The 22,541-nt window shown below is 71.6% G+C and carries 17 protein-coding genes; 7 read left to right on the forward strand and 10 right to left on the reverse strand.

From position 1 onward, the window contains the following. The first annotated feature begins 28 nt into the window (after positions 1-28). Positions 29-484, forward strand: coding sequence for a MaoC family dehydratase (locus H4687_RS37825; RefSeq protein ID WP_005484759.1), 456 nt, complete (start codon positions 29-31; stop codon positions 482-484). A 67-nt stretch (positions 485-551) separates the two neighbouring features. Here the strand turns inward: H4687_RS37825 and H4687_RS37830 are convergent, their stop codons facing one another. The 8 genes from H4687_RS37830 to H4687_RS37865 form a co-directional block, all read right to left on the reverse strand. After that, a complete protein-coding gene (locus H4687_RS37830; protein ID WP_046918753.1) occupies positions 552-2,240 on the reverse strand; it encodes a PHP domain-containing protein in 1,689 nt (562 codons plus the stop codon). Positions 2,241-2,263: 23 nt separating this feature from the next. Beyond that, complete coding sequence (locus H4687_RS37835; RefSeq protein ID WP_046918752.1) at positions 2,264-4,096, reverse strand: LamG-like jellyroll fold domain-containing protein; 1,833 nt, start codon at positions 4,094-4,096, stop codon at positions 2,264-2,266. 25 nt (positions 4,097-4,121) lie between these two features. Beyond that, the gene (locus H4687_RS37840) at positions 4,122-7,079 is read right to left on the reverse strand and encodes a glycoside hydrolase family 2 TIM barrel-domain containing protein (protein ID WP_046918751.1); all 2,958 of its coding nucleotides are present in this window, start codon (positions 7,077-7,079) and stop codon (positions 4,122-4,124) included. Then, a complete protein-coding gene (locus H4687_RS37845; protein WP_046918750.1) occupies positions 7,076-8,056 on the reverse strand; it encodes an alkaline phosphatase family protein in 981 nt (326 codons plus the stop codon). Before H4687_RS37845 ends, H4687_RS37840 begins: the two co-directional genes overlap by 4 nt. 23 nt (positions 8,057-8,079) lie before the next feature. Next, the gene (locus H4687_RS37850; RefSeq protein ID WP_046918749.1) at positions 8,080-8,949 is read right to left on the reverse strand and encodes a carbohydrate ABC transporter permease; all 870 of its coding nucleotides are present in this window, start codon (positions 8,947-8,949) and stop codon (positions 8,080-8,082) included. Next, entirely contained in the window at positions 8,946-9,830 is an 885-nt protein-coding gene (locus tag H4687_RS37855; RefSeq protein ID WP_046918748.1) for a carbohydrate ABC transporter permease, read from the reverse strand. The genes H4687_RS37850 and H4687_RS37855 overlap by 4 nt, the downstream gene beginning before the upstream one ends. 124 nt (positions 9,831-9,954) lie before the next feature. Then, on the reverse strand, positions 9,955-11,235 hold the full coding sequence (locus H4687_RS37860; RefSeq protein WP_046918747.1) for an ABC transporter substrate-binding protein: 1,281 nt from the start codon (positions 11,233-11,235) through the stop codon (positions 9,955-9,957). A gap of 33 nt (positions 11,236-11,268) precedes the next feature. Continuing rightward, a complete protein-coding gene (locus H4687_RS37865; RefSeq protein ID WP_050398325.1) occupies positions 11,269-12,309 on the reverse strand; it encodes a carbohydrate kinase family protein in 1,041 nt (346 codons plus the stop codon). A 150-nt stretch (positions 12,310-12,459) separates the two neighbouring features. Between H4687_RS37865 and H4687_RS37870 the strand changes: the two genes are divergently transcribed. From H4687_RS37870 to H4687_RS37880, 3 genes are all read left to right on the forward strand, one after another. Beyond that, a complete protein-coding gene (locus H4687_RS37870) occupies positions 12,460-13,209 on the forward strand; it encodes a DeoR/GlpR family DNA-binding transcription regulator (protein WP_005484749.1) in 750 nt (249 codons plus the stop codon). 157 nt (positions 13,210-13,366) lie between these two features. Beyond that, entirely contained in the window at positions 13,367-14,707 is a 1,341-nt protein-coding gene (locus H4687_RS37875; RefSeq protein ID WP_046917511.1) for a 6-phospho-beta-glucosidase, read from the forward strand. 87 nt (positions 14,708-14,794) lie between these two features. Continuing rightward, positions 14,795-17,842, forward strand: coding sequence for an alpha-mannosidase (locus H4687_RS37880; RefSeq protein WP_046917510.1), 3,048 nt, complete (start codon positions 14,795-14,797; stop codon positions 17,840-17,842). A gap of 350 nt (positions 17,843-18,192) precedes the next feature. Here the strand turns inward: H4687_RS37880 and H4687_RS37885 are convergent, their stop codons facing one another. Then, the gene (locus H4687_RS37885) at positions 18,193-19,347 is read right to left on the reverse strand and encodes an ATP-grasp domain-containing protein (protein ID WP_046914681.1); all 1,155 of its coding nucleotides are present in this window, start codon (positions 19,345-19,347) and stop codon (positions 18,193-18,195) included. A 252-nt stretch (positions 19,348-19,599) separates the two neighbouring features. Here H4687_RS37885 and H4687_RS37890 point away from each other — a divergent pair, with 252 nt between their 5' ends. The 3 genes from H4687_RS37890 to H4687_RS37900 are packed head-to-tail and all read left to right on the forward strand — an operon-like array spanning position 19,600 to position 22,200. Next, entirely contained in the window at positions 19,600-20,538 is a 939-nt protein-coding gene (locus H4687_RS37890) for a metallophosphoesterase family protein (RefSeq protein ID WP_225966945.1), read from the forward strand. After that, complete coding sequence (locus H4687_RS37895) at positions 20,483-21,220, forward strand: 4'-phosphopantetheinyl transferase family protein (RefSeq protein ID WP_046914683.1); 738 nt, start codon at positions 20,483-20,485, stop codon at positions 21,218-21,220. The genes H4687_RS37890 and H4687_RS37895 overlap by 56 nt, the downstream gene beginning before the upstream one ends. Next, on the forward strand, positions 21,217-22,200 hold the full coding sequence (locus H4687_RS37900) for a polyprenyl synthetase family protein (protein WP_046914684.1): 984 nt from the start codon (positions 21,217-21,219) through the stop codon (positions 22,198-22,200). The genes H4687_RS37895 and H4687_RS37900 overlap by 4 nt, the downstream gene beginning before the upstream one ends. A 57-nt stretch (positions 22,201-22,257) precedes the next feature. Here the strand turns inward: H4687_RS37900 and H4687_RS37905 are convergent, their stop codons facing one another. Then, on the reverse strand, positions 22,258-22,485 hold the full coding sequence (locus H4687_RS37905) for a hypothetical protein (RefSeq protein ID WP_046914685.1): 228 nt from the start codon (positions 22,483-22,485) through the stop codon (positions 22,258-22,260). Positions 22,486-22,541 lie beyond the last annotated feature (56 nt).

A 22,541-nucleotide genomic window follows, 5' to 3' on the forward strand; every position in this document is an offset into this window, starting at 1 on the left:
GCACCCACTCCCAGACAAGGAACGCCCCATGAGCATCACCGTGAACGGCATCGACGAGCTGAAGAAGCTCGCGGGCAGCGACCTCGGCACCAGCGAGTGGATCGAGGTCACCCAGGAGCGCATCGACACCTTCGCCGACGCGACCGGGGACCACCAGTGGATCCACGTCGACCCCGAGAAGGCGGCCGAGGGCCCCTTCGGCGCGCCGATCGCCCACGGCTACCTGACCCTGTCGCTGTTCATCCCGCTGTTCACCGAACTGCTGGACGTCGAGGGTGTGTCGACGAAGGTCAACTACGGCCTGAACAAGGTGCGGTTCCCCTCGCCGGTCAAGGTCGGGTCCAAGATCCGCCTCGTCGGCAGGCTGGCGTCGGTGGAGGACGTGCCGGGCGGGGTGCAGATCACCGTCGACGGCACGATCGAGATCGAGGGCGCGGCCAAGCCGGCGGCCGTGCTGCAGAGCCTGTCCAGGTTCTACGCGTAGGGGATCGTGGGGAACCGTGGGACCGTCGTGGCGGCGCGGTTCCCCACGCCCTGTCAGGCCCTGGCCTTCACCGCAGGTCCACGAACACCGGGTTCGAGTAGAACCACGTGTCCTCCCACGGGTTCCCGTCGCCCGGCGCGTGCGGGATCGGGCCGTGCGGGTCCACGGACGCGCCCAGGTAACCCGCCCCGTTGCGCCTGCCGTCGCTGCCCCGCAGGCGGAGGTAGAAGGACTCGTCCCCGGCCGTGACCGGGATACGCAGGGTGTACGTGCCCTTGCGGCCGCTCACGTCCTTCGTGTGGACGACCTTGGTGGCGGGGGCCTGCCAGGCGTCCCGGTCGGTCACCGGGCCGCGCACCGCGCCCCGGATGACGTCGACATGGGCCAACTCGGGCACGACTCCCTGGGCGTTGGGGCGCGACGCGGTCGTCACCGTCACCTCCAGGGTCAGCTTCTCGCCCTTGCGGACCCGCAGCCGGCCGCCCAGGGTGACGCCCCGGCCGGGGCTGCGGTCGCGCTTCACCCGGACGTCGAGGCCGTCGAGCAGATGGCCGTGGTCGACCCAGACGCGGCCCTCGCGCAGGCCCCTCATCACCGCGCGGTACCCGTAGCGGGTCACGCCCACGTGGGTGCGGCTGAACTGGCCGGGCCAGAAGTCGCTGCCGGGCTGCGGGGCGTCGGTGTCCACCGGATCCGGCAGCTTGCCGGTGTTGTCGAAGTTCTGCCCGGCCGGCCAGTCGCCGTTCCGCCAGGTGTCGAAGACGATCCGGTGGGCGTCGGAGTTGGTGGTGATCGAGAACAGCCTGCCCTCGGCCAGCATGGCGTCCCAGAGGCCGCCCACCGTCGCCGTCGCCCAGTCGAAGCCGCCGTACGTGAGGAACGCCTGCGCCGGGTAACCGGGCCAGGACTGGGCCGAGGGCTTGTTCTCGTACTCGCCGCGTATCGAGGTGGCCCCCCGCCAGCCGGGGAGCGCCGCGCCCTGGGCGCCCGGCGCGCCCTCCATACCGATCATGATCTCGGGGGCCGCGTCCCGCCAGTTGCGCAGCTCGTGCGGGGAGTCGATACCGAGGCGCAACGGGTGGTTGGCGAGGACCAGCACGTCGTCCACGTAGCCGGAACGGCGTTGCTCGGCCAGCCACTTGATCGCCTTCACCGCGTGCGCCTCGTTGCGGGCGGTGTCCGCGCCGCCCGCGGAACCGTCCGTGTAGTTCAGCAGCTTGCCGTCGTAGGCGCGCTCGAAGCGGGTGAGGAGGTCGACCTCGTTCGGGCCGGGCGTCGTGAAGACCGTGCAGTGCTCGGCGGCCGGGATGTACCACTCCAGGCCCTGGAAGATCAGCTGCCGGGGGTTCTCGGCCCGTGCCCTCAGGATCTCCTTGTGCTCCAGCGCGGCCCCGAAGTCGGCGTGCCCGAAGTTGGAGTGCTCGGTGAACACCATCCAGTCGAGGCCGTACTTCGCGCCCGCGGCGGCCAGTTGGGAGAACGTGTACTTGGCGTCGTGGCTGTAGACGGAGTGGATGTGGTGGTCGCCGACGAGGTAGGCGAGGCGCGGGTCCTCGCCGCCGTAGGGGCGGGACGCGGCCGAGGCCGGGGCCGCAAGGGCGCCCGTGGAGCCCATCGCGAACGCGGCGCCGAACAGGCCCGCGCCGCGCAGGAGCCCACGGCGCGACACCCCCTGTGCGTCGAGGTCGGCGGCGGAGACGGACGGATCGGCCCAGGTGGGCAGCTGCTGCTCGGGTGTGCCGGAGAGGTCGGACATGATCGGTGTACTTCCTTCGCGTCTCAGTGGTTCATGAACGACTCGACGGGCAACGCCCGTGCGACGATGCGGACGTCACCGAGACGCCCGTGCAGGATCTGGTCGATCTTCCCGGCGTACTCGTAGCCGCCGAGGATCCACGGCAGTCCGACCGAGGTCAGCCCGACGGCCCTCGCCTTCGGGTTGCGCACGACCGGGCAGCCCTGGACGTAGAGCGTGGTGCGCTTCCCGTCGTTGACGATCGCGAGGTGCCACCAGGTCTCCAGCGGGGTCTCCTGCCCCCAGTTGGTCGCGATCCCCTGCTGGTTGAGCGGGCGCACCGCCCACTGCGGCTCCCGGTCGTTCGACAGCGACAGCGTGGCCAGCGGCTCGTCGGGGTCGTCGGCGGTCCTGCCCGCCGCGCCGCCCGTGCCGGTCCGCCCGAGCAGGCCCGCCCAGGCGTGGTTCGAGGGGTTCCAGTCGGCGGGCAGCCGGTAGAACGCCTCGATGGTGTAACCGTCCCTGAACGTCTCGGAGTTCAGCGGCGCTCCGTCGACCGTCCGCAGATAGGCACCCTTCAGCGGGGGCTTGCCGCCGTGGAACTCCAGGCTGCCGTGGCCGGGCTGGTCGGGGTGGTGGTCGGCGGACCAGGTGAGCGTGCCGCCGCCCACGGTGACCAGGGCGAGATCGTTGCCGTGGCCGGAGCGGTCACGGACCGTGCCGCCGACGGCCGCTCCGTCCTCCTGCCCGTCGAAGCGCCAGTACGCGACCGTGCCCGGCACCAGCATCCGCGCGACCGGCCGCGACGGCCGCGCGGGCACCGGCGCGAAGCCGGCGAACCGCTTGTCGAAGTCGATCTCGACCGTGAACCGGTCGGCGTCGCCGGTGAGTTCGCTCTCCTGCCGCTCCAGCTCGTTGAGCCCCTCGGCGGCCCGGCCCAGGATCCACGGGGAGACCGTCTCCACGTCGATGGTGTTGCGGTCGAGGTCGAAACGGTAGAGGCGGATCATCGCCGCACCGCCGAAGTAGCGGTCCTGGTAGTTCGTGAGATGCAGATGGACATCGTTGTCGGCGGTGTTCTTCCGCGTCGCGCGCGCCGCCGGCCAGTAGTGCCCGTTGAGGGTGAGGAAGATCTGGTCGTGGTCCTTGACCAGTTGGTCCCACAGCGTCTGCCCGTACGGGGAGAGGGAGTCGTCCCCGTCCACCAGCTCGTGCGTGGTGAGGACCACCGGGGTCCTCGGGTGCCGGGCCAGGACGTCCTTCGCCCAGGCGAACCCCTTCGCGGACAGCCGCCAGTCCAGGGCGAGCACCATCCACTCCCGGCCGCCCGCCTCGAACAGGTGGAAGGAGTTGTAGCCGTCAGGCGAGGCCCCGCCGAAGGTGGGCCGGCCCTTGAAGCGGTCCGGCCCGAACTCGTTGAGGTACGGGGTCGGACCCCGCTGGTCGTCGGTGGAGGAGCGCACGTCGTGGTTGCCCGCGAGGACGCTGTAGCCGACGCCCTTGCGGTCGAGCAGCCGGAACGCGCCGCCGATCGCCGCGGTCTCCTGCGCGGTGCCGTTCTGGGTGAGGTCGCCGAGGTGGGACAGGAACACGATGTTCTCCTCCTCACCGTGCTCCAGGAGGTACTTCAGGGACGCCTCGACGGGCTTGTCGTCGATGCTCGGTCCGTCGAAGAGGTACTGGGTGTCGGGCATGACGGCGAGCGTGAAGCGGCGGCTTCCCGGGTCGGGCTTGGCGCGCCGGGGCGCCGCCTGTGCCGTGGCGGTGGGCAGCGCGACGGTCGCCGCCGCGCCCAGCAGTGCCGTGGCGCGCAGGAAGTTGCGTCTGCCCGAGTGGGCGTGGGCAGACTCCTGCCCCGGTTCGTGCGAGGTGCACACAGTGACTCCGTAGAGGGTTCGTGGGTCAGAGCGCCCGCAGCGTCCACGACCAGCGGTGGACGCCCGTCGGGACGAGATACGGGGGCGAGGTGTCCGGACCGCAGGAGGCGGTGCCGAGGCCCCGGTGCGCCGCGTCGATGTGGACCACGCAGCCCGGCCGGGGTGTCAGTTCGTCGTGGTGCGCGGCGGCCGCCAGGTCCCGCGCGCGGTGTCGGGTGACCGAGACCTGGCGGGGGCCGTCCAGCCGTACCGACAGGGCGTGACCGCCGCCGGAGAGCGTGAAGTGCCGGACACCGTGCCGGCCTCCGCTCTCCTGCGGACGCAGATAGGGGGTGAACAGCGCGTCCACGGGGGCGACGTGGTGTCCGACGGGCGCTCCGGCCGCCCGGTCCGGGTAGCTCTCCCAGGGGCCCTGCCCGTACCAGGCGAGCTGGTCGAAACCGTCCGCGGTCTCGAACACCGTGCCGACGCGGGCCACGTCCGTCAGCTCCTCGGGCAGCACCGCCGTCTCCTCGACGAGGATCCGGCCGTCCACCAGCGCCGTGCACGCCTGCTCGTGCTCGACGACCCCGGCGCCGGTCGCCCAGCGGGACCGCACCCGCACGGTGGACCCCTTGCGCTCCACGGCGACCAGCTCGCGCTCGGCGCGGTCCAGCCCCCATGCGTGCCAGCGCTCGGCCATGCCGCCGAGGACGTCGTTGTCGGTCGGGGCGCGCCACAGGCTCAGGACCGGCGGGGAGGGCAGCAGCGGGTGCAGCAGCAGCCCGGCCTCGTCCGTCTCCGGCGGGGGGACGTGCCCCGGGTCCTCCTCGGCGCCCACCACCGGCTCGCCCTCCTCCGGCGGGTACCAGCGGACCTGCGGGCAGCACACCTCGGTGCCGCGCGAGGCCCAGGGCTCGTCGGCGGCCGTCGTCACCCGCAGGGTCAGCCAGACCTCGCCGGCCCCGCCCGCCGACTCGGGCCGGTCGATCACCGCCGAGCCGCCGGGCGGTACGTCCGGCAGCTGGGCCGGCAGGGTCCAGGTGCCGCCGTCGGCCGCCGCGAACTCCCACTCGGCGGCCAGCCACGACAGGTCGCGGAAGTGCTGGCGGTTGTGCACCCGCAGCACCCGCCAGGTGCCCTCGCCCTCCACGGACAGCCGCACCGGGGCGGCGATCTCCCGGTGTTCGAACATCACCGGCTTGGGCGTGCGGTCGGGAAAGACCACCCCGTCGGCGATGAAGGCGCCGTCGTGGATCGTCTCGCCGAAGTCGCCGCCGTAGGCCCAGCGCAGGCCGGGTCCGGCGACGCCGTTCTCGTACAGCCCGGCGCCCCCACGCCCGGCCGGTCGTCCGTCGTTCACACGCTGGAGGATGCCGTGGTCCCAGAACTCCCAGATGAACCCGCCCTGAAGACCTGGTGTGGCCTCGATGGCCGCCCACGTGTCGGCGAGGGTGCCGTTGCTGTTGCCCATGGCGTGCGAGTACTCGCACTGGATCAGCGGCCTGGTCTGCTCGCCCGACAGCGCGTGCGCCACACAGTCCTCGATGGGCGCGTACATCGGGCAGGCGATGTCGGAGGCGTCGTCCGTCGCCGCCCAGTCCAGCTTGGCCGCCCCCTCGTACTGCACCGGCCGCGTCGGATCGTGCCGCCGCAGCCAGCCTGCCGCCGCGTCGTGGTTGGCGCCGTAGTCGGACTCGTTGCCCAGCGACCAGACGATCACCGACGGGTGGTTCCGGTCGCGCAGGACCATCCGGGAGACGCGGTCCACGAAGGCGCCGAGATAGCGCGGGTCGTCGGCGATCTCATGGGCGTGGTCGTGGGACTCGATGTCCGCCTCGTCCACCACGTAGAAGCCCAGTTCGTCCGTGAGGTCGTACAGCGCCGGGTCGCCCGGACAGTGGGAGGTGCGGATCGCGTTGAAGCCGAACCGCTTCAGCGTCACCAGGTCCGCGCGCATGTCCTCGTACGACACCGTCCGCCCCGTCAGCGGGTGGAAGTCGTGCCGGTTCACGCCCCGGACGTAGACGCGCTCCCCGTTGACCAGCAGGTCCCGCCCGCTGATCTCGACGTCGCGGAAGCCGATGCGGTGGTGGGAGGTGTCGGCGACCGTGCCGTCCGCGCGGTGCAGCCGGACGGTGAGGCCGTACAGCTCGGGGGTCTCGGCCGTCCAGGTCCGCACGCCGGGGACGACCGTGCCCATACGGGCCTCGCCGAGGAAGTCGGAGACCCGGTCGTCCTCGGCGTTGAGCCGGTCGAACTCCCGGTCCTGGGCCAGCTCCAGGCCGTCCAGCTCCCCGCTGACGTACCACCCGGCGGGCAGCGCGCCGGTCCCCGTCCCCGCCGCCGAGCGCACCCGGCAGTCCACCCGCAGCTCCCCGTCGCGGCCCGCCCGCACGCCCACGTCCGCCAGATACAGCGGATCGGTGGCGTACAGCAGCACCGGGCGGGTGATCCCGCCGAGCCACCACTGGTCCTGGTCCTCGATGTGCGAGGCGTCGGACCACTTCACCACCGTGAGCCGCACGGTGGCCCGGCGACCGGGCCGGACCAGTGCGGACAGGTCGAACTCGGCGGCCAGACGGGAGTCCTTGGAGAGCCCGGCCGGCCGCCCGTCGACATGGACGAGCAGCACGCTCTCGGCCGCCCCGACGTGCAGGACGATCCGGCGTCCGGCCCAGTCGGCGGGTATGTCGACCTCCCGCTCGTACACACCGGTCGGGTTCTCGGACGGCGAGTCGGGCGGGAACTGAGGCCACGGCATACGGACGTTGGTGTACTGCGGCGGGTCCTGCGCCACCTGCAGCGCCCAGGAGCCCGGGAGTTCGGCCCAGGACCAGCCGGGGCCGGGCTCCCGGTCGGGGGAGGGCAGCAGCTGGAACCGCCACCGGCCGTCGAGGGACAGGGCCCGGTCGCGCCGGTCGACGGCGTTCATGGGCAGCCGCCGCCAGGAGGTCACCTCGGGTGCTTCCCAGGGGCGCAGGGCGAAGAGTGCGTCGGTCATGACCGTTCCGGAGTAGGGGGCGAGGAGGGCGAGGCGGCCGGCCGGGGCAGGACACGGCCCCGCAGGCCCCAGGCGGGGTCGACGGGGATGCCGAGCCGGTCCAGGACGGTGGGGGCGAGGTCGACGAGGCGGGGCGCGTCCAGCCGGGAGCCGGCGGGCGTACCGGGCTCGGCGAGGATCACGAACACCTCCCGCTCGGCGCGGGTGTCGCCGCCGTGGCCGCCGGTGTCGAGGTGCCCGTGGTCGGTGGTGACCAGGACCGTCCAGCGCTCGTCCGCGCGGCGGGTGTCGCGGAGGCGGGCCGCGATCGCGTCGAGCAGCCGTCCGAGGTGGGCGTCCTGGGCGAGCAGCGCCCGGTCGTACGCGGGACCGAGCGGGCCCGCCGAGTGGCCGGCCTCGTCGGTGGCGCCGAAGTACACGAACAGGGCGTCCGGGTCGTCCTCGGTGAGCCAGCGCTCGGCGGTGTCGGCGACGAGGCGGTCCGCGTCCTCGTACCCGCCCGACTCGCCGTCGTGCACCACGCGCCTGCCGACGGCCGGGCCGAGGGTGCCCCGGCGCACCAGCTCCGGCCAGGACACCACGGCCGCCGTCCGCAGTCCGGGCCGCGCGGTGGCGGCACGGCCGAGGAAGTCGGGGTGGCGGGCGTAGTCGGCGCCGGCGAAGTCGTTGCCGCTCACGCCGTGCCGGTCGGGCCACACCCCGGTCAGCACGCTGGACCAGCCGGGACCGGAGTCGGTGTAGGCCATGGAGGTGGACGGTCCGCCTTCGGCCTGGCCGTCCACCTCGCCGTAGGGCAGCAGGCTGCTGCCGTGGGCGCCCGCGGCCATCAGGCCGTGCAGCACGGGCGCCGTGGCCGGCGGGCGGGGCGGGCCCGCCGTGGGCCGGGGCAGGGGCAGCCGGTCGTAGCGCAGCCCGTCCATCCCCACCACGAGCACCTTGCCGCGCCCCGGCCCTCCGGCGCCGTCGGGGTCCGCCATCTCGCACCTTCCTCGGGAGCGGTTCAGCTGCCCTGTACGGCGCCCTCGGTGGCGCCCGCGATGAACCCGCGCGCGAAGATCGCGAAGACGGCGACCAGCGGGAGGGACGCCATCAGGACCCCGGCCATGACCATGCTGTAGTCGGTGTTGTGGCCGACGTTGAGCTGGGCCAGCTCCACCTGGAGCGTGACGTGCTGGGGATCGGTGAGCACGATCAGGGGCCAGACGTAGTCGTTCCAGGCGCCGACGAAGGCGTAGATGGCGAGGAAGGACATCGCGGGTCTGATCATCGGCAGCGCGACGTTCCAGTACTGCCGGAAGAAGCCGGCGCCGTCGATGCGCGCCGCGTCGAGCAGCTCGTCGGGCACACCGGTCTCGATGTACTGGCGGAGCCAGAAGATGCCGAAGGCGTTGGACAGGGCGGGCCAGACCAGTGCCTTGAGCATGCCGACCCAGCCCAGCTCGGACATCAGGATGAACTGCGGCAGGACGGCCAGCTGCAGCGGCAGCATCATGAACACCAGCAGCGTGCCGAAGAGCAGCCTGCGCCCGGGGAACTCGAACTTGGCGAAGGCGAAGGCCGCAAGGGAGTCGACGAACAGCACCAGGGCCGTGGTGACGCACGCGATGACGACCGTGTTGAGCATCGACCCGAAGAAGTCGACCGTGTGGAGCACACCCCGGATGTTCTCCAGCAGATGGGAGCCGAAGGTCAGCTTCGGTGGGCTCTTGTAGATGTCACGGGTGGTGTTGGTCGCCATCACGATCGTCCACACGAACGGGAAGACCGAGACCAGGACGGCGACGCCGAGGAAGACGTGCGCGGACAGGCCCCTGGGGCGGCGCGACCGCTTCGCGGCCGGGGCCGGCCGTGGCGTGGCGGCTGTCGTCATGACTTCCTCCCTCGTTGCACGATCCGCCAGTTGACGACGACGAGCACGATGATCAGGACGAAGAAGGCCCACACGATGGCCGCGCCGTAGCCGTAGTCGTTGTCGAGGAAGGCCGACTGGTAGAAGTACAGCAGCGTGGTCAGGCCCGCCTGGCCCGGCCCGCCCAGGTTCTGGTTGGCGGCGTTGCTGGCGAAGAGGACCTGGGGTTCGCTGAAGCTCTGCAGACCGTTGATGGTCGAGATGACGACGGTGAACAGGATGATCGGCCGCAGGATCGGGATGGTGATCTGGAAGAACGTACGGATCGGCCCCGCGCCGTCCATCCTGGCGGCCTCGTAGACCGACTGCGGGATGGCCTGGAGGCCGGCCAGATAGATGATCATGTTGTAGCCGGTCCACATCCAGGTCATCAGCAGCGCGATGACCACCTTGATCAGCCACGGGTCGCTCAGCCACGGCACGGGCGAGATGCCGACCATGCCCAGGATCGCGTTGACCAGACCGAAGTCGTTGCTGAACACCGCGCCGAAGAAGATCGCCACGGCGACGATCGACGTCACGTTCGGCACGTACAGGGCGATGCGGTAGAAGCCCTTGAAGCGGCGCACCGAGTGCAGCAGCGTCGCCAGCACCAGGGCGCCGAAGAGGGTGGGCACGGTGGACAGCACCCAGATCGCCAGGGTGTTGCGGATCGACAGCCAGAAGACCGGGTCGCTCCACAGGAACTCGAACTGCTGCAGGCCCACGAACTGCTTGGTGCCCAGGCCGTCGTAGCGCTGGAAGGACAGATACAGCGAGTACAGGACGGGGACGAAGGAGAAGGACAGGAAGATCAGGTAGAAGGGCGAGATCGCCAGGTACTGCCGCCAGTACGACAGCACCCCGCGACGTGCGGGCCGCGCCGCGCCCGCGGGCGGGGTGCGCCGCGGGCGGAAACGGGCCGGGCCCGGCCCGCCACGGTGCCTCGGCACCGTGGCGGGGCCGGTGACCGGAGGTGACGTCACCTCACTTCACCCCCTGCCGCCTGGCGATCTGCTTGGCCTGGGAGACCGCGTCCTTCCAGGCGTCGTCGGGCTTCTTGCCCTTGGCCTCGATGCTGGTCAGCTCGGCCATGAAGGGGGCCATGACCGCCGAGTCGGCGGGTGCCTCGTAGCTCACGGGGATGGCCTCGGCGGCCGGGCCGAAGACCTCGATGATCTTCTGTCCGCCGAAGAAGGCGTCGGGGCCCGTCATGGCCGGCATCGCGTAGGTGGCCGGGGAGGCCGGGAAGATCGCGGCGTCGGTGTAGCTCTTGGCGTTGTTGTCCGGGCTGAGGATCCAGCTGATGATCTTGAACGCCTCTTCGGGGTTGCGGCACTGCTTGGGCAGGGTCAGGTAGGAGCCGCCCTGGTTGGCCGGCCCGCCCGGCGTCGCGCAGACGCGCCACTTGCCCTTGGTGCCGGGGGCCGCCGACTCGATGTCCAGCGCGTGCCAGGCGGCGCCGAGTTCGGTGGTGAGGCTCTTGCCGACGGCGGCGTTCCAGCTCTGGTCGTTGATCTTGGCGTCGAGGCCGAGGGTGTAGGCGCGGACCGCGGTGTCCCACGCGGCGCGGATGTGGTCCTGGTCGCCGATGAAGTGGTCGTCCTGGTCGATGAACCGCTTGGTGCCCTGGCCGACCGCGATGTTGAACACCGAGCCCATGTTGTTGACCAGGAAGGTGCCGGGCAGCGCCTTCTTCAGCTCGGTGCCGAGCGCGAAGTAGTCGTCCCAGGTCTTGGCCTCGGCCGCGACCTTGGCCGGGTCGGAGGGCAGCCCCGCCTTGTCGAACTGGTCGGCGCGGTAGAAGAGCGCGGTGGGGCCGATGTCGATCGGGAAGCCGATCTGCTTGCCGTCCTCGGTCTGGGCGAGCTTGGTCTTCCACTCCAGGTACTGGGACGAGATCTTCTTGAAGCCCAGGTCGTTCAGGTCGAGGAAGCGGTCGGCGTTGGGCAGGAAGGAGGCGATGTCCTCGCCCTTGATGCCGGTGATGTCCGGCACGGAGGAGCCGCCGGCCGCGAGGGTGGTGGTGAGCTTCTGCTTGAAGTCGCCGCCGATGGAGGAACTGGTCAGCTTGATCTGGCTCTTGAAGTGCGTCTTGGCCTCGGCGACCACCTTGTCGCTGAGGGCTCCGCCCCAGTACCACATGGTGAGGCTCTTGCCGTTCTTGGTGCCGCCGGATTCCGAGTCGCCGCCACAGGCGACGGTCAGGCCGGAGGCCGCCGCGGTGAACACGGCAGCCTGGAGGAAGCCTCTACGAGAAAGGTCCACGGGTCACTCCTGTTTGTTCCTGTTCGTGGTACTTCAGGGCTTTGGTGCGTGGGGTCGGTGGGGCCGCGCGGGCGGGGTGACCGGGGCGTGGCGCACCGGGGGGCCGACGTCGGCGGGGATGCGGTCCGTGAGGAAGCCGTAGGCCTTCTTCAGGCCGGGGTCGGTCAGCGAGCGCCACCAGCGGTCGACGCCGTACCAGCCGGGCGCCGCCAGGCCTCCGCCGTGGTGGCCCACGGACAGGCCGGCGGACAGGACGGCGAACCGCAGCCGCTCCGCGAGCGGCCAGCCGCCGAGGGAGGCGGCGACGAAGCTCGCGCCGAAGACGTCACCGGCGCCCGTCGCGTCGAGCACGTCGACGTCCAGGGCCGGCACCTCCGCGTACTCCCCGGTCGTCTGGTCCACCGCGACCGCGCCCTCGCCGCCGCGGGTGACGACGGCCACCGGCACCAGCTCGCTCAGCGTGCCGAGCGCGGCGGCCGCGCTGTCGGTGCGGGTGTACGCCATCGCCTCGGTCTCGTTGGGGAGGAAGGCGTGGCACAGGGTGAGTTGGTCGAGCAGGTCGCGGGACCAGCGCTGGGTGGGGTCCCAGCCGACGTCCGCGTAGATGTGCGTGCCGTTCGCGGCGGCCTTGGCGAGCCATGCGCGGGGCTCGGCCTCGATGTGCACGAGCGCCGTGCGCGACTCGGGCGGGTCGCCCATCAACACGTCCTGCGAGTACGGCGGTTCCTGGCCGTGGGTGACCAGGGCCCGGTCGTGACCGTGCGCGAGGGAGACGGTGACGGGGGTGTGCCAGCCGTCGGCGGTGCGCGAGAGGGAGAGGTCGATCCCCTCCTGGCCGACGAGGACGTCACGGCAGTACCCGCCGTAGTAGTCGTCGCCGAAGACCGTGGCCAGAGAGGTCCTCAGACCGAAACGGGCGGTGGCCACCGCGAGGTTGGCGATGCCGCCCGGACCGCAGCCCATGCCGTCGGTCCAGATCTCCTCGCCGGGGGTGGGCGGCTTTCCCAGCCCCGTGAGCACGAGGTCGTAGAAGAGCAGCCCGGTCAGCAGCACATCGGGCCGGTCGTCGTCCACGCGTGCACCCTCTCGTCGAGACGTTCGAAGATCACTCTTCAAAAGTCTTCAATTTCGGTGCACAGATCGTGCGCGCCTCCGAGGTGTTTGGCAAGAGTCAAGCAGAAGTGAGCATGGAAATGATTGGGAATGACGAGTACTGTTCAGCGCGTGCTGGCAGAGCGTAGACACCAACTCATCCTGCGGGCCCTGCGATCAGGGGGCCCGGCGGCCGTCACCGACTTGTCCGAACAACTCGGTGTGAGCCCCGCCACCATCCGGCGTGACCTCGTCAGGCTGGAGGAGGAGGGGCTGCTCACCCGGGTGCACGGCGGCGCGGTCGTGGACGAGGGCGATCAGCCCTTCGCCGAGGTCGCCGAGGTGCGGGTGGCCGAGAAGGACGCGATAGCGGCGCAGGCCGCCTCGATGGTCCGCGACGGTCAGTCCGTGCTCCTCGACATCGGGACCACCGCCTACCGCCTGGCCCGGCAGCTGCACGGCCGCCGCCTCACCGTCATCACCAGCAACCTGGTGGTCTACGAGGAGCTGGCCGACGACGAGGGCATCGAACTGGTCCTGCTCGGCGGCATGGTCCGCCGTGAGTACCGTTCCCTCGTCGGCTTCCTCACCGAGGACAACCTCCGACAGCTGCACGCCGACTGGCTGTTCCTCGGCACGAGCGGAGTACGCCCCGGCGGACAGGTGATGGACACGACCGTCGTCGAGGTCCCGGTCAAACGCGCGATGATCAGGGCAGGTGACAAGGTCGTCCTGCTCGCCGACTCCGCGAAGTTCCCCGGTACGGGGATGGCGCGGGTCTGCGGTCCCGGGGAACTCGACGTGCTCGTGACCAACGGGTCCCTCGACCCGGGCACACGGTCGTCGTTCGAGGACGCGGGGGTCGAGGTGGTCACCGTATGACCGCCGGCACGGCCGCCGGGCGGCGGCGGCTGACACGTGTCGGACGCACTGTGCGCCCGGACCGCGCGCGCGGTGTGGGGACGGCCCGCACTCCCCCACTCCCGGCTCCGCTGGAGCGGGAGGGGCCCCCATCACGATCGGCAAAGGTGGTAGTTGCGTGAAGCTGACGATTCTGGGCGGCGGAGGATTCCGGGTGCCCCTCGTGTACGGGGCGCTCCTCGGGGACCGCGCCGAGGGCCGGGTCACCCGTGTCGTCCTGCACGACCTGGACGCCGAGCGGCTCTCCGCCGTCACCCGCGTCCTCGCCGAGCAGGCCGCCGACGTCCCCGACGCCCCCGAGGTGACCGCCACCACCGACCTCGACGAGGCCCTCACCGGCGCCGACTTCATCTTCTCCGCGATCCGCGTCGGCGGCCTGGAGGGCCGCGCGAACGACGAGCGGGTCGCCCTCGCCGAGGGTGTCCTCGGCCAGGAGACCGTCGGCGCCGGCGGCATCGCCTACGGCCTGCGCACGGTCCCGGTCGCCGTCGACATCGCCCGCCGCGTGGCCCGTCTCGCCCCCGACGCCTGGGTCATCAACTTCACCAATCCGGCGGGCCTGGTCACCGAGGCGATGTCCCGGCACCTGGGCGACCGCGTCATCGGCATCTGCGACTCACCGGTCGGCCTCGGCCGCCGGATCGCCCGCGTCCTCGGCGCCGCGAACCCGGCCGAGGCGTGGATCGACTACGTCGGCCTCAACCACCTCGGCTGGGTCCGCGGCCTGCACATCGCCGGCCGCGACGAACTCCCGCGCCTGCTCGCCGACCGCGACCTCCTCGGCTCCTTCGAGGAGGGCAAGCTGTTCGGCGTCGACTGGCTCCAGTCCCTCGGTGCCATCCCCAACGAGTATCTGCACTACTACTACTTCAACCGCGAGGCCGTCCGCGCCTACCAGGCGGTCGAGAGGACCCGCGGCGCCTTCCTCAAGGACCAGCAGGCCCACTTCTACGAGGAGATGCGGCGCCCCGACGCCCACGCGCTCAAGGCCTGGGACCGCACCCGCGCCGAGCGCGAGGCCACCTACATGTCGGAGAACCGGGAGACGGCCGGCGCCGGCGAACGCGACGCCGACGACCTCTCCGGCGGCTACGAGAAGGTCGCCCTCGCCCTGATGCGGGCCATCGCCCGCGACGAGCGCACCACCCTCATCCTCAACGTCCGCAACAAGGGCGCCCTCTCCGCCCTCGACACCGAGGCCGTCATCGAGGTGCCCTGCCTGGTCGACGCCAACGGCGCCCACCCGGTCGCCGTGTCCCCGCTGCCCGGCCACGCCACCGGTCTGGTCTGCGCGGTCAAGGCCGTCGAACGCGAGGTCCTCGCCGCCGCCGAGTCGCGGTCCCGTACGACGGCGGTGAAGGCCTTCGCGCTGCATCCGCTGGTCGACTCGGTGAACGTCGCCCGCCGCCTGGTCGAGGGCTACACGGCGGTGCACCCTGGCCTGGAGTACCTGAAGTAGGCTCCCGCCCGGAAAGCGCTTACCGCCCGCGTGCGGGCTCCTTCCTCCGACCTCTGCTCACCGCTCCGCCCTCTCTGGAGACCTCCCATGCATGACGAACGCCACCGGATCGAGGAACGCGTAGAGCGCGTCCACACCCAGCGCATCAAGCCCGCGATCTACGCGGCCTCCGTGCCCTTCGAGGTCGAGGCCTGGCAGGCCCCGGGCGAGCCCGTCCCCTTCGAGGAGGCCGCGGCCGCCTCGTACACCCCGTTCGCGATGGACACCCCCTGGGGTCCGCCGTGGGGCACGACCTGGTTCCGCATGCGCGGACAGGTCCCCGCCGAGTGGGCGGGCCGCCGCGTCGAGGCGGTCGTCGACCTCGGCTTCGTCGGCGACTGGCCCGGCAACCAGGCCGAGGCCCTGGTCCACCTCGCCGACGGCACCCCGCTGAAGGCGGTCAACCCGCTCAACCAGTACGTACCGATCGGCAACCCCGTACGCGGCGGCGAGACGATCGACTACCTGGTCGAGGCGGCCTCCAACCCCGACATCCTCGCCGACAACTTCTCCAGGATCACGCCGCTCGGCGACATCCTCACCGCCGGCGACAAGCCCCTCTACACCTTCCGTCGCGCCGACATCGCCGTCCTCGACGAGGAGGTCTTCCACCTCGACCTGGATCTCCAGGTGCTGCGCGAGCTGATGGTCCACCTCGGCGAGCACGAGCCCCGCCGCCACGAGATCCTGCACACCCTGGACCGGGCCATGGACGCCGTCGACCTCGACGACGTCTCCGGCAGCGCGACCGCCGTCCGCGAGATCCTCGCCCCGGTCCTCGCCAAGCCCGCCCACGCCAGCGCCCACACCATCTCCGGCGTCGGCCACGCCCACATCGACTCCGCCTGGCTCTGGCCCATCCGCGAGACCAAGCGCAAGACCTCCCGCACCTTCTCCAACGTCACCGCGCTGGCCGACGAGTACGAGGACTTCATCTTCGCCTGCTCCCAGGCCGTGCAGTACGAATGGGTGCGCGACAACTACCCGCAGGTGTGGGAGCGGATCAAGAAGGCCGTCGACAAGGGCCAGTGGGTGCCGGTCGGCGGCATGTGGGTCGAGTCCGACGGCAACCTGCCCGGCGGCGAGGCCATCGCCCGCCAGCTCGTCCACGGCAAGCGGTTCTTCATCGAGCACTTCGGCATCGAGACCAAGGGCGTCTGGCTGCCGGACTCCTTCGGCTACAACGCCTCCTACCCGCAGCTCGCCAAGCTCGCCGGCAACGACTGGTTTCTCACCCAGAAGATCTCCTGGAACCAGACCAACAGGTTCCCCCACCACACCTTCTGGTGGGAGGGCATCGACGGCACCCGCATCTTCACCCACTTCCCGCCGGTCGACACCTACAACGCCCGCTTCAGCGGCGAGGAGATGGACCGAGCGGTCCGCAACTACCGGGAGAAGGGCGGCGGTACGCGCTCGCTGGCCCCCTTCGGCTGGGGAGACGGCGGTGGCGGACCCACCCGCGAGATCATGGAGCGCGCCCGCCGCCTCGCGGACCTGGAGGGCTCACCGAAGGTCGTCGTCGAACACCCCGACGAGTTCTTCGCCAAGGCCCGCGCCGAGTACGAGGACGCCCCCGTCTGGAACGGCGAGCTGTACCTCGAACTCCACCGCGCCACCTACACCTCCCAGGCCCGCACCAAGCAGGGCAACCGCCGCAGCGAGCACAAGCTGCGCGAGGCGGAGCTGTGGGCGACGACGGCCGCGCTGCACGCGCCCGGCTACTCCTACCCGTACGAGAAGCTCGACCGCCTCTGGAAGACGGTCCTTCTCCACCAGTTCCACGACATCCTGCCGGGCTCCTCGATCGCCTGGGTCCACCGCGAGGCGGAGGCCGAGTACGCGCGGGTGGCGAAGGAACTGGAGGAGCTGACGACGGAGGCGGTCACGGCACTCGGCGCGGGCGACGCGCGCGTCTTCAACACCAGCCCGCGCGACCGGGCCGAGGTGGTCCGCACGGCCGCGGGCGCGCCCGTGTACGTCGAGGTGCCCGCGGGCGGCAGCGCGCCGCTGACCGCCGCCGAAGCCCCCCACCCCGTCACCGTCTCCGGCCGCGTCCTCGACAACGGCCTGGTCCGGGTCGAGATCGCCGAGGACGGCACCCTCGCCTCGGTCCGCGACCTGGTCGCCGACCGCGAGGTGCTCGGCGACACGGGCAACCTGCTCCGCCTGCACACCGACCTCCCGAACTACTGGGACGCCTGGGACGTCGACAAGCACTACCGCAACCGCTACACGGACCTGCTGGACGCCGACTCGGTCACCGTCGTCGAGGAGGATCCGCTGCTCGGCGCGGTCCGCGTGGAGCGCTCGTTCGGCAAGGGCTCCCGCATCATCCAGACGATCACCCTGCGCGCCGGCAGCCGCCGGATCGACTTCGCGACGGACATCGACTGGCACGAGGCCGAGAAGTTCCTCAAGGCCGGCTTCCCGATCGACGTCCGCGCGCCGCACTCCTCCGCCGAGATCCAGTTCGGTCACATCCAGCGCCCCACCCACACCAACACCAGCTGGGAGGCGGCCCGCTTCGAGGTCTCCGGCCACCGCTGGGTGCACGTCGGCGAGCCCGGCTACGGCGTTGCGGTGATCAACGACTCCACCTACGGCCACGACGTCTCCCGCACGGTCCGCGAGGACGGCGGTACGACCACCACGGTCCGCCTCAGCCTGGTCCGCGCCCCGCGCATCCCGGACCCCGAGGCCGACCAGGGCAAGCACCGCATCACGTACTCCCTGCTCCCCGGCGCGACCATCGAGGACGCGGTCGCCGAGGGCTACGCCCTGAACCTGCCGCTGCGCGTCGCCGACGCGGCGGGTGCGCCCGAGCCGGTCGTCTCCGTCGACGGCGACGGTGTGACCGTCGAGGCGGTCAAGCTCGCCGACGACGCGTCCGGCGACGTGGTGGTCCGGATCTACGAGTCGAGCGGCGGCCGGGCCCGGGGTGTCCTGCGCACCGGCTTCCCGCTGGCCGGGGCCCAGATCACCGACCTGCTCGAACGGCCCCTGTCCGAGGCGGCCACGGAGGGGAACGGTGTCCCGGTGACCCTGCGGCCGTTCGAGGTGCAGACGCTGCGGCTGGCGGTGGGGGAGCGGTGACGCCGTGACCGGCGGGCAGTGAGAAAGGTTGCGGCGGGCGTCTTGCCCGCCGCGGCCCGGTTCGCCGAGCGCAGGGGTCTGTCCGGCAGGAGGGCGGGTGCGGGTCCGGTGGGGGCTTCTCGCACAGTTCCCCGCGCCCCTATAGGCCCAGTCCCTGGCGGCCTGAAAGCCCAGGCCCTGCGGGCCTGAAGCCACGGCCCCGCGGACCTGAAAGCCCAGGCCCTGCGGGCCTGAAAGACCACGGCCCTTCGGGCCCGAAAAGCACGGGGCGCAGCCCCTGCTTTTCAGGGGCGCGGGGAACTGCGCGACCAGCCCCCACCGGGCCGCGGGGGCGGGACTCCCCGGTCGCCTCAGACCGCCAGCGGCCGGTCCGCGGACGGCTTGCAGGCGACCGGTGCTCCCACCGAGAGCGGTCGCGCCTCCACGGCCTCCGGCTCGGGCAGCGTCACGGCGACCGGCGTCTCGACCTGGTGCGGCAGCACGACCGGCCGCACCGGCCGCGTCCCCGACACCACCGTGTAGTCCTGCCCCAGCCGCGTCGGCACGACGTCCCCGGTCTCCTCGCCGAGCGCCAACTGCACAGCGGCCCAGGGTGCGTTGATGCCGCACAGCGCGAGCTGGTGCAGCCCGCCCGCCGGACGCGTGTTGACGTCCATCAGCACCGGCTCGTCGCCGAACATCCGGAACTGGATGTTCGTCAGGTAGTGCAGCCCGAACCCCTCCGCGATCCGCCGCGCGGGCTCGATCCACGCGGGGTTCTGGCTGAACCCACGACGCCGCCCGTTCTTCGTGCGGCCCACGGACATCCGCACCCGCCCGTCGGGACCGGTGAGGCAGTCGACGGACACCTCCGGCTGCTCCAGACGAGGCATCACCATCCAGTCCACGGGCTCCTCGGCCGCCCGCAGGGCCTCCACGACCATGTCGAGCTGCACGTACGGGCTCGGGAAACCGCTGAGCTGGGAGAGCGAGAAGGGGGCGCGCGAGACGACCCGGAAGCCGACACCACCCGCTCCGGACGCCGGCTTGAAGCAGGCACGGTGCCCGGCGTCCTCCAACTCGTCGACAGCCGCGACGAGTTCCTCGGCGTTCGTCACCCGGAACCACGGCGGTACCGGAACCCCGTGCGTCTGGACCGCCTCGTACGCGGTCACCTTGTCCTCGAAGACCTCGATGGCCCCGGCGGTCGGCGCCAGCAGGACCGTACCGACGGCCGCGAACTCCTCGCGGTGCGCGGCCAGGGTCGCCTGGTGCAGCCGGGGCACGAACACGTCGATGCCGCGCTTGGCGCACTGGTCGAGCGCGTACTCGACGTACGCGGCGGGGGAGAGGCCCTCGGGCTCCAGGTCGGCGGTGTCGGCGGCGGCCAGTACGGGGGAGTCGGCGTCACCGTGCGTGGCATGGATGTCCACCGGACGAGCGTGCGGATTATGCCGCAGCTGATCCATGAAGAAGACGTTCTCCGCGTACGTGCGGTTGAGCCAGACGCGTACGCGAGAGACCATGCAGGCCGCCTTTCAGAGGTTCGCGGGCACGGCGGAGCAGGCCGTGCCCGGCCAGGGGGGATGGAGGTACGCCGAACCGCCGTACGCGAAAGAGAGGGCGTGGCGGTGGTGTAGGAGGGATCATACGGCCACCGGGCCCCAGGTTTCTGTCACGCGCGTGTTAATCCTCGCGCGGCGGGGTCACCGGGACGCGGGCCGGACGGCTCGGCAGGTCGGTCTTGTCCGCCGGCGCGCCCGTGTGTTCTCGTGTTGATGTTCGGTGTCCGGAAGGGAGCACGGGTGGACTCGAAGGCCGACCGGCACGGAAATCTGCTGGCCATCAGCGATCTGCACATCGGCTATCCCGAGAATCGCGCCCTGGTCGAGCGGATGCGCCCCGAGACCGACGAGGACTGGCTCCTGGTGGCGGGTGACGTCTCCGAGAGCGTCGCCGACATCCGCTGGGCCCTGGAGACACTGGCCGGCCGCTTCGCCAAGGTCGTCTGGGCGCCGGGCAACCACGAACTGTGGACCCACCCCGGCGAGACCGTTCCGTACCGGGGCGTCGAGCGGTACGAGCACCTGGTCGCCCTCTGCCGGGAACTGGGCGTCGTCACTCCGGAGGACCCCTACCCCCTCTGGGAGGGACCGGGCGGCCCGGTGGTGGTCGCCCCGCTGTTCCTCCTGTACGACTACTCGTTCCTGCCCAAGGGCTGCGCGACGAAGGACGAGGGCCTGGCGTACGCGCACGGCACCGGCATCGTCTGCACCGACGAGCACGTGCTGCACCCCGACCCGTACCCGAGCCGCGAGGACTGGTGCCGCGCCCGCGTCGCCGAGACCGAACGCAGACTCGCCGAACTGCCGCCCGGCCTGCCGACGGTGCTGGTCAACCACTACCCGCTGGACCGGCACCCCATGGACGTCCTGCACTACCCCGAGTTCGCCATGTGGTGCGGCACCGAACTGACCGCCGACTGGCACCGCCGCTTCCGCGTCGAGGTCATGGTCTACGGTCATCTGCACATCCCGCGGACCACCTGGCTGGACGGCGTCCGCTTCGAAGAGGTGTCCGTGGGTTACCCCCGCGAGTGGCGGCCGCGTCCGGGACCGCCCGGCAGGCTGCGCCGCATTCTGCCGATGGAGGTCGAAGCCGGTGATCGAGGAACTGCTCCCGGGAGCGGTCGTGGTCGTGGAGGCGTACGCCCCTGACACGGACGCGGCCGTCGAGGGGATCGAGCTGTACCCCGAGGAGGAGGCGGTCGTGGCGCGTGCGGTGGCGAAGCGGCGCCGCGAGTTCACCGTCGTCCGCGCCTGCGCCCGGCGGGCCATGGAGAAGCTGGGCGTGGCGCCGCGGGCGATCGTGCCGGGCGAGCGCGGCGCCCCCGGCTGGCCGGACGGGCTCACCGGCAGCATGACCCACTGCGAGGGGTACGCGGCCGCCGCCCTGGTCCGCCAGGACGACCTCGCCTCCCTCGGCATCGACGCCGAGCCGCACGGCGCCCTGCCCGAGGGCGTGCTGGCGGCGATCGCGCTCCCCGCCGAGGAGACCCGGCTGGGGCGTCTGACCGCCGGCGATCCCACGGTCCACTGGGACCGGCTGCTCTTCAGTGCCAAGGAGTCCGTCTACAAGGCGTGGTTCCCGCTCACCGGGCGGTGGCTGGACTTCTCGGAGGCCGACATCGAGATCTCCGTCGAACCCGGCGGCCGCTCCGGCGCGCTGCGCGCCGAACTCCTCGTGCCGGGACCGGCGGTGGACGGCCGACGGGTCGACGCCTTCGCCGGACGCTGGACGGTCCGGCGGGGACTGGTGGCGACGGCCGTGTCGGTTCCCCGTTCCACGGTGCCCCTCGCCGCGGAAGCCCGCTCCGGAGAGGCCCGGGACGCCGGGTGATCGTTCTCGCCTGCGCGGACCTGCACGAACGGGTCTCGCCGGCCGTCGACGCGGAGATCGCGGCCGCCCTGGAGCATCTCGGGCCCTCGTCCACGGCCGTACGAACGTCCATAGCCGGGCTGCTGGTCCACCAGCGGATGACCTACCCGCTCCGCGTCCTCCCGCTCCTCGTGCACGCCGCCGAGACCGGCACCCCGGAACCGGCGATCCCGCTGGCTGCCGTCCATGTCCTGTGGTGGACCTCCGCCTGCTACCTCGACGACCTGGCCGACAGCCACCACGGGCGCCCTCCCGCCGGACTCGGCACCGACGAGGCGCTGTTGGCGGCCGTTCTCGCCGGGCAGGCCCTCCCCCTCCGGATCGTCCAGGCCCAGCCGCTTCCGCACGCGGTGCGCAACGCCCTCGCCGCCGAGATCGTCGACGGCTCGATCGCCGCCGTGGAGGGGCAGTTGCGGGATCTGCGGGGCGACCTGGAGAACGCCACTCCCGAAGCGGTCGTCGCCGTCTACCACGGGAAATCCGGTGTCCCGTTCGGAATGATCACGGCGATGGCCGCGATCCTCTCCGGCGCGGACACCGAACGGACCGAGCGATGGCGGGAGTTCGGCGCGGCCTTCGGCGTTCTCTGGCAGCTGTTCAACGACCAGGAGGACCTTCTCTCCGGCCGCGACGAGGACCTGCGCAACGGCACGGTCACCTATCTCCTCACCTGTGCGATGCGACAGACGCCCCCAGCGGCACAAGGCCGGCTCGCGGAACTCGTGCGTGCCGCCCGCGGTTCCGCTCGGGCCCGCACCGAACTCCGGGCGCTGCTGCTCGCCCCCGCCGTGCTCCGCCGCTACGAGAAGGACCTCGCGGCGTTCCGCGACGAGGCACACCGGGTGCTCGACCGACTGGACGGTGACGCGGCCTACCTGCGGTCCCTGCGACAGCTGGTGGACCAGGCCGCCGCGCCGTATCTGACGAGCCACCACGGCTAGGGGCGCCCGACGACGGCGACGGTCCACCGGGCCCCCGGCGGACCGTCGCCGCACGCCTCAGACCTCCGGACACCAGCTCCGCAACAGCCGGAAGAAATCCTCCTCGTTGCCCGAGAGTCCCGCCGCCGTCAGTGCCTGCTCCGCCTCGGCGAGCACGGCGGGCGGCACCACGGGTGGTCGGCATGACCCCCCGGACCCGTCGAACGCCGCTCGTACGGTCCCCAGCAGCCGTAGATAGGCCTGTACGGCGGCGCGCTCGCGGTCGGTCAGTACGGCGGTCGGCATCGAACGGCTCTCCCCTGGTCGGATCGGCGAAACTCCGTGCCCGCCCCGGCGTACGG

Source organism: Streptomyces stelliscabiei, assembly GCF_014873495.1.
Taxonomy (GTDB): domain Bacteria; phylum Actinomycetota; class Actinomycetes; order Streptomycetales; family Streptomycetaceae; genus Streptomyces; species Streptomyces bottropensis.